15 protein-coding genes and 1 tRNA gene are annotated in these 12,232 nt (G+C 77.1%); 8 read left to right on the top strand and 8 right to left on the bottom strand.

Annotated features, from left to right (window positions below; genetic code table 11):
- Positions 1 to 17: 17 nt before the first annotated feature.
- The gene (locus ACI8AD_RS21725; RefSeq protein WP_089405435.1) at positions 18 to 476 is read right to left on the bottom strand and encodes an FHA domain-containing protein FhaB/FipA; all 459 of its coding nucleotides are present in this window, start codon (positions 474 to 476) and stop codon (positions 18 to 20) included.
- A gap of 13 nt (positions 477 to 489) precedes the next feature.
- Positions 490 to 1,311 carry an FhaA domain-containing protein gene (locus tag ACI8AD_RS21720; RefSeq protein ID WP_456872611.1) on the bottom strand — a complete coding sequence of 274 codons (822 nt, stop codon included), beginning with the start codon at positions 1,309 to 1,311 and terminating at the stop codon, positions 490 to 492.
- 188 nt (positions 1,312 to 1,499) lie between these two features.
- Here ACI8AD_RS21720 and ACI8AD_RS21715 point away from each other — a divergent pair.
- Positions 1,500 to 1,582 (top strand) — tRNA-Leu (locus ACI8AD_RS21715).
- A 68-nt stretch (positions 1,583 to 1,650) separates the two neighbouring features.
- On the opposite strand, the gene ACI8AD_RS21710 is transcribed toward ACI8AD_RS21715, so the two are convergent.
- The 3 genes from ACI8AD_RS21710 to ACI8AD_RS21700 are packed head-to-tail and all read right to left on the bottom strand — an operon-like array spanning position 1,651 to position 5,033.
- Entirely contained in the window at positions 1,651 to 2,301 is a 651-nt protein-coding gene (locus tag ACI8AD_RS21710; protein WP_456872610.1) for a response regulator, read from the bottom strand.
- 10 nt (positions 2,302 to 2,311) lie between these two features.
- Complete coding sequence (locus ACI8AD_RS21705; protein WP_456872609.1) at positions 2,312 to 4,240, bottom strand: histidine kinase; 1,929 nt, start codon at positions 4,238 to 4,240, stop codon at positions 2,312 to 2,314.
- A 34-nt stretch (positions 4,241 to 4,274) separates the two neighbouring features.
- Complete coding sequence (locus ACI8AD_RS21700; protein WP_456872608.1) at positions 4,275 to 5,033, bottom strand: hypothetical protein; 759 nt, start codon at positions 5,031 to 5,033, stop codon at positions 4,275 to 4,277.
- Between the two features lie 199 nt (positions 5,034 to 5,232).
- Here ACI8AD_RS21700 and ACI8AD_RS21695 point away from each other — a divergent pair, with 199 nt between their 5' ends.
- Positions 5,233 to 5,748, top strand: a complete 516-nt coding sequence (locus tag ACI8AD_RS21695; RefSeq protein ID WP_456872607.1) for a SigE family RNA polymerase sigma factor — start codon at positions 5,233 to 5,235, stop codon at positions 5,746 to 5,748.
- Positions 5,745 to 6,803 carry a hypothetical protein gene (locus ACI8AD_RS21690; protein WP_456872606.1) on the top strand — a complete coding sequence of 353 codons (1,059 nt, stop codon included), beginning with the start codon at positions 5,745 to 5,747 and terminating at the stop codon, positions 6,801 to 6,803. Before ACI8AD_RS21695 ends, ACI8AD_RS21690 begins: the two co-directional genes overlap by 4 nt.
- A gap of 7 nt (positions 6,804 to 6,810) precedes the next feature.
- Here the strand turns inward: ACI8AD_RS21690 and ACI8AD_RS21685 are convergent, their stop codons facing one another.
- The 3 genes from ACI8AD_RS21685 to ACI8AD_RS21675 all read right to left on the bottom strand — a co-directional run bounded on the left by ACI8AD_RS21685 (position 6,811) and on the right by ACI8AD_RS21675 (position 8,985).
- Positions 6,811 to 7,206 carry a nuclear transport factor 2 family protein gene (locus tag ACI8AD_RS21685; protein WP_456872605.1) on the bottom strand — a complete coding sequence of 132 codons (396 nt, stop codon included), beginning with the start codon at positions 7,204 to 7,206 and terminating at the stop codon, positions 6,811 to 6,813.
- 71 nt (positions 7,207 to 7,277) lie between these two features.
- Positions 7,278 to 7,724: a DUF1707 SHOCT-like domain-containing protein gene (locus ACI8AD_RS21680; protein WP_456872604.1), complete on the bottom strand. Its 447-nt coding sequence runs from the start codon at positions 7,722 to 7,724 to the stop codon at positions 7,278 to 7,280.
- A 97-nt stretch (positions 7,725 to 7,821) separates the two neighbouring features.
- Positions 7,822 to 8,985: an acyl-CoA dehydrogenase family protein gene (locus ACI8AD_RS21675; RefSeq protein WP_456872603.1), complete on the bottom strand. Its 1,164-nt coding sequence runs from the start codon at positions 8,983 to 8,985 to the stop codon at positions 7,822 to 7,824.
- Between the two features lie 93 nt (positions 8,986 to 9,078).
- Here ACI8AD_RS21675 and ACI8AD_RS21670 point away from each other — a divergent pair, with 93 nt between their 5' ends.
- From ACI8AD_RS21670 to ACI8AD_RS21650, 5 genes are all read left to right on the top strand, one after another.
- On the top strand, positions 9,079 to 9,666 hold the full coding sequence (locus ACI8AD_RS21670; RefSeq protein ID WP_456872602.1) for a TetR/AcrR family transcriptional regulator: 588 nt from the start codon (positions 9,079 to 9,081) through the stop codon (positions 9,664 to 9,666).
- Entirely contained in the window at positions 9,663 to 10,127 is a 465-nt protein-coding gene (locus ACI8AD_RS21665; RefSeq protein WP_456872601.1) for a GNAT family N-acetyltransferase, read from the top strand. The genes ACI8AD_RS21670 and ACI8AD_RS21665 overlap by 4 nt, the downstream gene beginning before the upstream one ends.
- 132 nt (positions 10,128 to 10,259) lie before the next feature.
- Positions 10,260 to 10,412 carry a hypothetical protein gene (locus ACI8AD_RS21660; RefSeq protein ID WP_456872600.1) on the top strand — a complete coding sequence of 51 codons (153 nt, stop codon included), beginning with the start codon at positions 10,260 to 10,262 and terminating at the stop codon, positions 10,410 to 10,412.
- Complete coding sequence (locus tag ACI8AD_RS21655) at positions 10,393 to 10,782, top strand: RNA polymerase sigma factor (protein ID WP_456872629.1); 390 nt, start codon at positions 10,393 to 10,395, stop codon at positions 10,780 to 10,782. The genes ACI8AD_RS21660 and ACI8AD_RS21655 overlap by 20 nt, the downstream gene beginning before the upstream one ends.
- Positions 10,772 to 11,917, top strand: coding sequence for a hypothetical protein (locus tag ACI8AD_RS21650; RefSeq protein WP_456872599.1), 1,146 nt, complete (start codon positions 10,772 to 10,774; stop codon positions 11,915 to 11,917). Before ACI8AD_RS21655 ends, ACI8AD_RS21650 begins: the two co-directional genes overlap by 11 nt.
- Positions 11,918 to 12,232 lie beyond the last annotated feature (315 nt).

Genomic DNA, 12,232 nt, shown 5'->3' with positions numbered 1-12,232 from the left:
CGGTGTCGGCTCGGTCATCAGCGCAGCTCCAGGGCGGTCTGGCCGATGCGGATCGGCTGGCCCGGAGCCACCAGCAGCGGCCCCTGCACCCGCTGCTGGTCGAGGTAGGTCCCGTTCGTGGAGCCGAGGTCCTCGACGTACCACTGTCCCCCACGGTTGGTCAGCCGCGCGTGCCGGGAGCTGGCGAAGTCGTCGGTGAGCACGAGCGTGGAGTCGTCGGCACGGCCGATGAGGATCGGCTGCTCCCCGAGGGTGATCTTGGTGCCGGTCAGCGGTCCGGCGGTCACCACCAGCGTGCGGGGCCCGCGGCCGCGCTTGCGGCCGGGGGCGGCGGCGCGCGGGGGCACCGAGGCCACCCGCCCGGCGCGGCCGCCGAAGAGGTCGGCGCGCACCACGCGGAACGCGGCGAAGATGAACAGCCACAGCAGCAGCAGGAACCCGAAGCGGAAGACCTGCAGGACGATCTCGGCGGTCACGAGCGGCCCCCGGTCACGAGCCGTCCTGCCGGTACACCAGCACGGAGTGGCCGATGCGGATGACGTCGCCGTCGGAGAGCGCCTGCCGGCTGATGCGCCGGCCGTTGACCAGCGTGCCGTTGGTGGAGCCGAGGTCCTCGGCGACGGCGGTGCCGCTCTCGAGGACGACGTCGACGTGCTTGCGGCTGACGCCAGTGTCGGGCAGCCGGATGTCGGCGTCGGTGCCGCGGCCGATGACGTTGCGGCCGGTGCTCAGCTCGTGGCGGGTGCCGGGCCCGTCGACGACGAGCACGTGCGTGACGCCGGGGCGGGAGCCGGCGCGGCCGACCACCGAGGGGTGCTGGCGGCCGGTGTCGGTGGCCACCCGGCCCTGCAGCGGCGGCAGCGGCGGGACCGCGCCGGAGCCGGTGATCGGCGGGGGCGGCGGGACGGCGGCGCCGTCGGCCCGCGACGCCGGGCGCGCGGGGTCGGCGACGTGCGAGCTGACCTCGAACACCCCGGTGGGCAGGTCGTCGACGCGCTCCAGGCGGACCTGCACCGCGCCGAAGGTCTGCCAGCCCTCGTCCTCGATGTGCTCGGTGACCATGTCGGCGAGCTGGGCGGCCAGCTGCTCGGACCACTCGGCGAGGTTGGTGTAGTCGGTGGGGCCGAGCCGGACGTCGTAGACGTTGGGCGCGAGCACGCGGCCCTCGCCCATGACGGAGCGCTGCTCGTCGGCCTCCCGCTGCAGCGCCTTGGCGATCTCGGCGGGGTGGACCTTGCCCTTGAACAGCCGCGCGAAGGCGACGCCGACCATCCCCTCGAGGCGTCGCTCGAAGCGCTGCAGCACGCCCACAGTCGCTCCTCCACCTCACCCGGTACCGACGGTCCTCCCGACGATCCTAGCCGTGCCCCGGGGTGGTGACCGGCCAGCAACGCTCCTCGCCACGCGGGTCACTGCCGCCACGCGGGCCCCACCGGCCGCGCTCCCGCGGCCCCCTCGACGGGGTGCCGCCGGGGGGCTGCTAAGGTCGTTCCTCGCCAGGGCAAGTGGCGGAATGGCAGACGCGCACGGTTCAGGTCCGTGTGTCCGGAAGGACGTGGGGGTTCAACTCCCCCCTTGCCCACCCCTGCACGTCGAGGACCCGCCCGGTCGCACCGGGCGGGTCCTCGTGCGTCCGGGGTCCCCTCGGCGCTACCGCTCGCGGCCGAGCCCCGCCTCGCGGGCGCGCACCACGGCCTCGGCGCGGTCGCGCACCCCCAGCTTGGCGAAGATCGACGTCACGTTGTTGCGGATGGTCTTCTCCGACAGGAACAGCCGGGAGGCGATCGCGGTGTTCGGCAGGCCGGCGGCGATCAGGTCGAGGACCTCGCGCTCGCGGTCGGACAGCTCGGGGAAGGGCCTGGCGACCACCCCGGACCCCGCGGTGAAGAAGGCGCGCAGCCGGCGGGCGACCTCGGCCCCGTAGACGCCCTGCCCGGCGGCGACCGACTCCAGCGCCCGCCCGATCTCGGCCTGGCCGGCGCCCTTGAGCAGGTAGCCGAGCGCGCCGGCCTGCACGGCGGCGAACACCGCCTCGTCGTCGGCGACCATCGTGAGCACCAGCACGCGCACCTCCGGCCACCGCTCGACCAGCCGCCGGGTGGCCTCGATCCCCGACAGGCCGGGCATCTGCACGTCCATCAGCACGACGTCGGGCCGCTCGCGCAGGGCCGCCTCGACGGCGCCGGTCCCGTCGGGGGCCTCGGCGACGACCTCGACGCCGAGGTCCTCCAGCAGGACGCGCAGGCCCTGGCGGAACACGGGGTGGTCGTCGGCGACGACGGCGCGCATCGCGGGCTCCATGGCGGGCTCCTCAGTCGTGCGGGTGGCGCGGCAGGACGGCGTGCACGCGGGTGCCCGTCGGGTCGCCCGGGCCGACGGTGCACGACCCGCCCAGCTCCGCGGCGCGCTCCCGCATCGAGGACAGCCCGACGCCGGGGACCGGCCGCGCGGGCAGGCCGCGGCCGTCGTCGGTGACCTCCACCTCGACGGTGTCGGCGCCGGCCCTGACGCCGATGGCGACGGCCCGCGCGCCGGCGTGGCGGACGGCGTTGTGCAGCGCCTCCTGGGCGATGCGCAGCGCGGCGACCTCGACGGCGGCCGGCAGCCCGGTCAGGTCCCCCTCGCCGGTCACCGTCACCCGCGGTCCGTGCTCGGCCAGCGGGGCCGCGCCGGCGCGCAGCGCACCGAGCAGCCCGAGGTCGTCGAGCGTCGGCGGGCGCAGGCCGTGCACCAGCCGCCGCACGTCGGCGACGGCGTCGGCGGCCTGGGTGCCGGCGGCGGCCACCAGCGCCGCGGCCCGCGCGGGGTCGTCGCGGCGCAGCGCCGACCCGGCGGTGTCCAGGGTCATCACCACCGCCGACAGCTGCGGGCCGAGGCCGTCGTGCAGGTCCCGCCGCAGCCGCCGCCGCTCCTCCTCGCGGGCGGTGACCAGCCGCTCCCGGGACTCGGCGAGGTCGCCGCTGAGCCGCACCGCGTAGGCGGCGGCCGCCAGCCGGCCGGCGAGGTCGGCGAGCACCCGGTCGTCGGCGGGCTCGAGGTCGGCCGCGGCGGCCCGCGGCGCCACCAGCAGCTCGCCGACGGGCTCGCCGTGCAGCGCCAGCGGCACCCGCCGGGCGTCCGCGGGCACCCGCCCGGCCTCCTCCCGGACGACGGCGCCACCCGGCAGCGGCACCTCGACCGCCGCGCCGCGCAGCCGCAGCCCGGTGGCCACCGCCTCCGCGCCGTCGCGCAGGGCCTGCCGCGGGGAGGCGGCGGCACCGAGCGCGGCGTCGACCCGGGTCAGCAGCGTGTAGGGGTCCCCGCGGTCGCCGAACAGCAGCCGGTCGACCAGGCGCTGGACGCGCTGCCGGGCGGGGGAGAAGGCCAGCGCCACGGCGAAGGCGGCGAGGAAGGGCGCCCAGCCGCGGCGGTCACCGAGCAGCGCGCCCGCCCAGCCGACCACCGCGGCGTACACCAGCGCGGTCAGGCCCAGCAGCACACCGCCGACGACGGTGCGGTTGACCAGGACGTCGATGTCGTAGAGCCGGTAGCGGAACGCGGCGACGGCCAGCCCGGCGGGCACGAGGAGCACCGCCAGCGAGACGCCCCACCACGGCGCGAGGAAGGTCGCGGCGGTGGCGGCGACCACGCCGTAGCCGGCCCAGGCCAGCTGGCGCCGCTGGACGCCGTCGGCCCGGCGCACCCGGACCACCAGGGAGGCGACGCCGGTGAGCACCAGCGCGCCGAGCAGCGGAGGGAAGGCGGGGACGGCGAAGGGGTCGCCGATCCCGAGGGGGAAGGCAAGCGCGGCGCTGGTGAGGACGGTCAGGGCCAGCGCGGCCGCGTGCGGCACCCGCCACCGGCCGGGCAGCGGCCGGCCGGAGGGGACCACCTGCGGCAGGACGGTGGTGACCAGCAGCAGCGCCGGCACCCACACCCAGCCGCGCACCCAGCCGGCCGGCCCGGCCTGCCCGGCCGCAGCCCACCACGACGTCGCGAGGACGTAGGCCGAGGCCGAGCAGCCCACGGCCAGCAGCAGCCAGCCCAGCCGCCGGGCCTGCGGCAGGCCGGCGAGCAGCGCACCGGCGACGGCGAAGGAGGGTCCGGCCACCGGCTCGGGCGTGCGGAACAGCCGCGGCAGCCAGTCCCCGCCGGCCGCGACGGGCAGGGCCAGCGCGGCGGCGGTGGCGGCCACCGCGCAGACGGCGAGCAGCCGGGCCGCCGGGAGGGCGACCCGGCTGCCGCGCCGGTTCCGGTACACGACGGGGGACCGTAGGGGCCGGGGTGCGTCCCGGTCAGGAGGCGAGGCCGCGCCGCTCGCCCGAGCGGGCGATGCCACCTCGGGCGATGCCACCGCGCGCGATGCCACCGCGCGCGATGCCACCTCGGGCGATGTGCACCGCCAGCCCCAGGGCGCCGGCCAGCCACAGCCAGTGCGGGTCGACCGGGCCGACCGCGCCGACGGAGAAGTCGAGCACGATGAACGCCAGCCAGGCCGCCGGGATCCAGCGCGCGACGACGCCCGAGCGCAGCATGCCCACGGTCAGCGTGACCATGCCCAGCGTCGTGCCGAGCAGGAACGGCGCGAGGAACAGCGCCAGGAACACCGGGTGCGCCTCGGCGGCCGTCACGAGGGCGGCCGCGCCGTCGAGGTCGGCGGCCTGCGAGGCCGGCAGCTGCAGGTAGCCCACGAGGTGGATGCCCACGAAGCCCCACATGCCGGCCAGGAGCAGGGCGGCCGCGGCGTACGCGGTCTTGCGCATGCGGGCAGCGAGCAGGCCGGCGGCGGCGAGGAAGGCGACCGCCATGAACGGGATGGCCAGCGTGCCGGTGACCAGGCGGGTGGTGAACAGGGCGGTGTGCTCCCCGACCAGCGCGAGCTGGTCGACGACGGCCTCCGGGCGCGCGGGCAGGAACTGCACCAGCGCGGCCTCGGCGGTGTTGAGGACGCTGCCGACGACCAGGCCGGTGACGGCCAGCCGGCGGCCCACGGGGCCGAGCGCGCGGGCGGGCGCCGGTGCGGCCGGGACGGGGACGGGGGCGGTGGTGTGCACGGGAGGGACCTCCGGGTCCGGTGCGGCGGGTCGTTCCCGCCGGTGTGCACCCACCGTCGGCTCGGACCTGTCCCGGGCACACGGGAGCGGGGTCCCGATCTCGCCGGGACCACCGTGACCGTTTCGTGACCTCCCGGTGTCACCGATCGCGGCGTCCCGTCGGGTCAACTGGTCAGGGACACCACGAGAGCGGGTGGACATGGGCGCCGACCGGGACGAGTTCACGGCGTTCGTCGTGGCGCACGAGGCCGCCCTGCTGCGCACCGCCTACCTGCTGACCGGCGACCGCGGCCACGCCGAGGACCTGGTGCAGACGGCGCTGGCCCGGGCCTACCGGCACTGGGGCCGGGTGCGCCAGGCCGACGTCCCGATCGCCTACGTGCGGCGGCTGCTGCTCAACTGCCACCTGAGCTGGCGGCGCCGGCTGTGGCACGGCGAGCAGGTGGTGGAGGCGCTGCCGGACCGTGCTGCCGCGGACTGGCAGGACGCGTACGCCCTGGGCGACGAGCTGCGCCGGGCGCTCGGCGAGCTGTCCCCGCGGGCCCGTGCGGTGCTCGTCCTGCGCTTCTACGAGGACCTCACCGAGACCGAGACCGCCGCCCTGCTCGGCTGCTCGACCAGCACCGTGCGCACCCACACCGCCCGCGGCCTGGCCGCCGTCCGCCGGGTGCTGCGGCCCGAGACCGCCGCCACGACCGACGGGAGCCCGGCGTGACCGACACCGACCTCGACGTCCGCGAGGCCCTGGACCGGCTGGCCGCCGAGGCCGGCCCGCCGCGGGGTGCCGACGCCGCCGACGCCGCCGTCGCGCTGGTCCGCCGGCAGCGGCGGACCCGGGCCGCCTGCGCGGCCGGGGCGCTCGCCGTCGCCCTGCTCGGTGCCGCCGCCCCCGCCCTGCTGCCCGACGCCGGCCCGGTGCCGGGGGAGACGGCCGGCGGGCAGCAGACGCAGCAGGCCGCGCCCGCGCTCCCCGACCTGCCCACCCGAGGGTCCCTGGCCGGCGACGAGGAGTTCGTCGCCGGGGTGGCCGCCATCGACTGGTCGGGGCCGCTCGGCCGCGACGGGGCCGTGCTCCGCCCGCCGGCGTCCAGCCGCCACGTCGCCTTCGCCGGCGAGCTGCCCGACGGCCGGCGCTGGGCGCTGGTGACGGGGGAGGCCGAGGGGCAGCTGCTGCACGCGTGGTTCGGCGGCCCGCCCGGTGCCGCGCCGGACGAGCTCGCGCTCGTCGCGCCGCCGGAGCGCAGCGGGCGCGGCGCGACGGTCGCGGTGCTCGACACCACCGGCGCGCGGCCGGTCCTGGTCGTCGTCACCCGGCCCTTCGACGGCGCCCGCTGGTCACCCGGCACGGTCCGCCTCGGCGACGGCTCGATCGGGCGGGTGTGGACGGAGCTGCGCGGCGACGACGGCGTCCTGGTCGCCGAGGTGCCCGCGCCGGTCTACCCCGGCGCGGAGGTCGTCGACCTGCTCCGGGACGGGTCGAGCACCAGCCTGCGCTACGTCTCGCGGACGGCGGGGACCCCGGTGCCGGTCGCGTGGTCGATCGCGTCCACCGCCGACCCGTCGCTGACCGCCGACCCGGCCGTCGAGCAGCGCTTCGTCGGCTGCCTGCTGCCGCAGGGCTTCGTCGTCCGCTTCGGGGCCGACGGCGGCCTGACCGTCGTCTACCCGACGCCCGGGGGGCGGCGCAGCGACGTGGAGCTGGTCCACGCGCGGGCCGGCTGGGACGCCGTCGTCGACGACTGCGCCGCCCGGGCGCTGGCCGGGGGGTGAGCGCCGCTCAGGCGGTGCCCGCGCTCTCCTGCACGAACGCGGCGGAGTCGTAGTAGGTGCGCACACCGGTGAGCGGGCCGTCGTGGGAGCCGTCGCCCTCGATCACGGTGACGCCCTTGTAGGTGAACGGCTTGCCGCTGCGCAGCGTGCCGCGGGACTCCCACTCCAGGGCCGCCGTCCTCTCCCCGACGGTGCTGGAGGTGAACGTCGTCTCCAGGTCGCCGAAGACGTTGCGGTAGTCCTCCCAGAACCGTTTGGCGCCCTCCGGCCCGCGGGCCTCGTGGTCCTCGTTGAGCTTCATGAGGACGGCGTCCTCACCGGTCAGCTCGACCATCGGCTGCGCGTCGCGCTCGGCGTCGAGGTGGTGCAGGGCGGCGGTGAAGCGCTCGGTCAGGGTGTGCACGGCGTCCTCCGGGGTGCGCGGGTGGGGTCGGGGGACCCCTACCCGGGCGGTCCGGACGGCACCCGCCCGGATCAGACGGGCAGCCGCGGGCGGCCCCGGCCGGGGGTGTGCCGCTCGCCCAGGGTGCGGGCGAGCAGGACCACACCCCACGGGCCGACGACCCACACCGGCCAGGGGTACTGCAGGTCGGTGGTGGCCAGCATCGAGACCAGCCAGATGCCGACGACGACGACCGCGGTGACCGCCCACTGGGTCCAGGCGGTCCGCAGGTCGTGGCCCCACGTGCCGTGCCACGGGCCGCCGTACACCGCCCGCGCCACGGGGGCCGGGCGCGGTGCGGGGAAGGGCAGGTCGGCGGTGAGCCCGTCGAGCTCGCCGTAGGTGCGGGCGGCGTGCGCGCGGGCCGAGCGGTCCTCGTACTCGGCCAGGGTCAGCCGGCCGTCGGCCAGGCCCTGGTCGAGGCGGGTGACCACGGCGGCGCGGTCGGCGTCGGCGGCGCGCAGGTGCGGCTCGGGCATCTCGGGCTCCTCGTCAGGCGGTGTGCCCCGAGTCTCCCGGCCGCCCGGGAGCCTGCCCATTGACAGACGTCACCGATCCCCCGTGCGTCCTGCACGGTCAGCCGTTGGCGGGGGTGGCCTCCTTCGCCAGGTGCTTGCCGATCACCATCCGCTGGATCTGGTTGGTGCCCTCGAAGATCTGCATCACCTTCGCCTCGCGCATGTACCGCTCGGCGGGGTGGTCGCGGGTGTAGCCGGCGCCGCCGAGCACCTGGACGGCGTCGGTGGTCACCTTCATCGCCGCGTCGGTGGCCACGAGCTTGGCGATGCTCGCCTGCCGGGAGTAGGGCAGGCCGGCGTCCTTGCGGCGGGCGGCGACCAGGTAGGTGGCGCGGGCGGACTCGACGGCGGCGGCCATGTCGGCGAGCAGGAACGACAGGCCCTGGTGGTCGACGATGCGCCGGCCGAAGGCCTCCCGCTCGAGTGCGTAGGCGACGGCGACGTCGAGGGCGGACTGCGCCAGCCCGACCGCGACGGCGCTGACCCCGAGGCGGCCGGAGTCGAGCGCGCCGAGGGCGATGGACAGGCCGCGGCCGGGCTCGCCGACCATGCGCCCGGCGGGCACGGCGACGTCGTCGAGGCGCATCGCCGCCGTCGTGGAGCCGGTCAGGCCCATCTTCTGCTCCGGCGGGGCGGCGGTGAACCCGGCGAGGTCGGGGGTGAGGTGGAAGCAGGAGATCGACCGCTCGCCGTCGTCGGGGGTGCGCAGGAAGGTCGAGTAGAAGTCGGCGTGCCCGCCGTGGGTGACCCACGCCTTCTCCCCAGAGGCCACCCATCCCTCGCCGTCGCGGACGGCACGGGCGCGCATGGCGGCGGGGTCGGAGCCGGCGTGGGCCTCGGACAGGCAGTAGGCGCCGAGCAGGCGGCCGCCGACCATCTCCGGCAGCCACCGGTCGCGCTGCTCGGGGGTGCCGAAGCGGTCGACCGGCCCGCAGGCGAGGGTGTGCACGCTGATGCCGAGGGCGACGGTGGCCCAGCGCATGGCCAGCTCCTCGACCACCTGCAGGTAGACGGCGTAGGGCTGGTCGCCGCCGCCGACGTCCTCGCCGAAGGGCAGGCCGAGCAGGCCCACCTCGCCGAGCTTGGCGAACACCTCCCGGGGGAAGCGCTCCTCGCGCTCGTACTCCGCGGCGCGGGGCGCCAGTTCGGCGTCGGCGAGCTCGCGGGTGAGCGCGATGAGGTCGGCGGCCTCCTGGGTGGGCAGCTCACGGTCGACGGCCACGGGGGTCCCCCTCGGTACGGACGGCACGGACGCGGACGGCAGTACTGCAGACGGTACCGCGGTACTGTTTGGCGTCCAGGTCCGGAGGTGTGCGTGACGACGACGGAGACCGGTGAGCGGCGGCTGACCGCCCGGCAGGCGCAGCTGCTCGACCAGCTCGAGGAGCTCTTCCTCGCCGAGGGCTTCGCCGGCTTCACCCTCGAGGACCTCGCCGTCCGGCTGCACTGCTCGAAGACGACGCTGTACGCGCTGGCCGACAGCAAGGAGCAGCTCGCCGTCCGCGTGGTGCGCCACTTCTTCCGCCGGGCGACCGCCGACGTCGAGGCGCACACCGCCGGTGAGACCGACCCCGCCGCGCGGGTGACCGCCTACCTGCAGGCGGTGGCGCGGGCGCTGACCCCGGCGTCGCGGGCCTTCCACCGCGACCTGGAGGCCTTCCCGCCCGGGCGCGCGGTGTACGAGCACAACACCGCCGTGGCCGCGGAGCGGGTGAGCGCGCTCATCGCCGAGGGAGTGGCCGCCGGGCGCTTCCGGGCGGTGCACCCGGCGCTGGTGGCCGACACCGTCACCACGCTGATGCTCCGCATCGGCCGCGGGGACACCGCCCGCGCCACCGGGCTGGACGACGCCGCCGCGTACCGGGAGCTGGCCGGGCTGCTGCTGCACGGGATCAGCCGGTGAGGCTCGCGCCGGCCGCCTGGGACGACGCGGACGTGCGGCGGCTGACCGGCGCGCAGCAGGCCGAGCTGCGGGCGCGCTACGACGGCGGGGCCGAGCCGGGGACGCCGCCGTCGGCCGCCGACGTCAGCGTGGTGCTGGTGGCCCGGGACGACGACGGCGCCGCGGTGGGCTGCGGCGCGCTGCGGGCGCTGGGCGACGGCGTGGCCGAGGTCAAGCGCATGTACGTCGTCCCCGCCGCGCGTGGCCGGGGTGTGTCGAAGCTGCTGCTCGCCGGGCTGGAGGCCGCGGCGCGGGACCGCGGGTGGACGACGCTGCGGCTGGAGACCGGCCCGCGCCAGCCGGAGGCGATCGCGCTGTACGAGGGCGCCGGCTACCGGCCGATCCCGGCGTTCGGCGCGTACGTCGACGCCCCCGACGCCGGCTGCTCGCTGTACTACGAGCGGGTGCTCGGCAGCACCTGACCCCGCTGGCTCCTGCGGGCGCGTGGGGGCGGGAGGGGCGGCCGGGACGGCGTCGTAACGATCACACCGAGCCGGACATGGAGGGGTGTGATCGCGATGCACGGGCCACCGCCCGCGACCGACGACCCGCCCGTGTCCGCGGAGGAGCGCCTGGAGCACGCCTACCGAACGTCCGGCACCGCCGTGCTGGGCTACGCGCTGCGGCGGTCGACCTCCCGGGAGGACGCCTTCGACGTGGTGGCCGAGACCTTCGCGACGGGCCGACCTGCCCGCGGAGGACGGTGAGGTCCGGCCGTGGCTGTTCGGCATCGCCCGGCTGTGCCTGGCCAACGCGGCCCGCAGCAGCCGGCGGGCCGGTCGTCTCGGTGCGCGGCTGGCCGAGGCGATGGCCGACGTGTCCGTGCCCGACCCGGCGGCGCTGCACGAGGACGGAACCCTCCGCCGGTCGGTGCGTGCGGCGCTGGACCAGCTGTCCCCGGAGGACCGGGAGCTCGTGACGCTGGTCGCCTGGGAGGGCCTCACGCCGGCCCAGGCGGCCACGGCGCTGGGCATCGCCGCGGGGACGGCGAGGGTCCGGCTGCACCGGGCGCGCACGAAGCTGCGCGCCGTCCTGTCCACCACCGCCGACGGCGAGGGGGCCGACCGTGCTCACTGACCGCGAACTGGACGCACGGCTCGCACGGGCGGCCGGGGTCCGCGACGCCGACCTGCCGGCGCTGCCCGAGGAGTTCCTCGGACTCGTCACGGCCGACGCCGGGCTGTCGCTCGTCTCCGCCGACGCCGGGCCGGCGTCCGTGGTCGCCGCCCGGCAGCTCGTCGCCGACGCGCGGGAGGCGCGCGCCGCGGCGCCGCCGCGCCGCTGGTCCGGCCGCGGGACGGCCGTCCGCGTCGCGACGGCGGTGGTCGCCATCGCGGCCGCCTGGGGAACGGCGGTGGTGGTGGCCGGGCCGGCGTCCCCGGACCCGCAGCGCTCCGCTCCGTCCGTCGCCGCGCCGGTGCCGGTGCCGGGTGCCCTCACGCTGGTGGCTGCCGAGGCAGTGACCTTCCCGGTGTCCCTCGACCCGGTGCCGGAGGATCTGGTGCCCGTCTACAGCCGGCGGGGTGGCCTTCCGGGGTACGGGGACGGACCGCCCTGGTTCGTCGCCGACCTCGCGTCCGCCGAGGGGGACCGGGTGCTGCTCGGCGTCTACCCGGAGGACCCGCGGTCGTCGGAGGAGTACGGCTCCTCGCACGAGGAGGACCCCACGGGCACGGCGACCGTCGACGGGGCCGTGGCGTCCGTGTGGCGGGAGGACGGCGTCGTCACCGTCCTGTGGGAGCGCGGGGACGGGCAGTGGATCCAGCTCTCCGGTGAGGGCTCGTACGCCGACACGGGAGCCCTGGTCGCGGTGGGGGAGTCCATCGTCGACCGCCCGCAGCCGGTGGGCCTGCAGGTCGGGCTGGCCCCGGCCGGCTGGTCGGTGGGTGGTTTCGAGGAGAGCCGGAGCCTGGACCTGGTCAGTGACGTCGACCCGGACCTGGTGCTGCGGCTCAGCGCGGTGGGGGATCAGTACGCGGGGACGATCGACGGGCTCCTCGACGGGCTCCCGCTGGCCGCGCCGGTGGAGACGGTGACGGTGCAGGGGAGGCCCGGGCGGCTGGCGCTCGTCGAGGGCGACGCCGGTGCGCCTCCCTCGTGGATGCTCGTCGGCCGGCTCGCCGATGGGCGCTACTTCCAGCTCCTCGCCCCGCAGGCGCTGACCCGGGAGCAGATCCTCCAGATCGGTGAGCAGGTGACCGCCGCGGCCTGACCGCGGGCACGCCGGCGCGGCCGTCCGCTGGGGGAGCGGGCGGCCGTACCGGCGTGCGTGGGCGGGTCGGTCAGGCGGCGGTGGGCACGGGTGGTGTCGGGGCGAGGGGTGCCGGGGCGAGGGGTACCGGGGTGGTGATCTCGGTGCCGTCGGGTCTGTAGGTGCGCCATCGGCCGTCGGGTTGTCGCTCGACGCGGAAGCCGTGGTGGTCGGCCCTCGCGTAGGGGCCCGCCGCGAGCTGGCGAGTGGCGGGGGACGCGGGGGTCCTTCCACCAGTGCACGAGGTGGTGCACGTCGGCCCAGTGGCTCGGCGCA

It is taken from the genome of Geodermatophilus sp. SYSU D00766, from assembly GCF_054049915.1.
This window is presented reverse-complemented; position numbering and strand designations above follow the sequence as displayed.

What these genes read in the sequence shown, in the direction of transcription:
- ACI8AD_RS21710 (WP_456872610.1), bottom strand. Translation starts at nt 2,301, where the DNA reads ATGGAGCCCGCGATGCGCGCCGTCGTCGCCGACGACCACCCCGTGTTC.
- ACI8AD_RS21695 (WP_456872607.1), top strand. Translation starts at nt 5,233, where the DNA reads ATGGGCGCCGACCGGGACGAGTTCACGGCGTTCGTCGTGGCGCACGAG.
- ACI8AD_RS21680 (WP_456872604.1), bottom strand. Translation starts at nt 7,724, where the DNA reads ATGCCCGAGCCGCACCTGCGCGCCGCCGACGCCGACCGCGCCGCCGTG.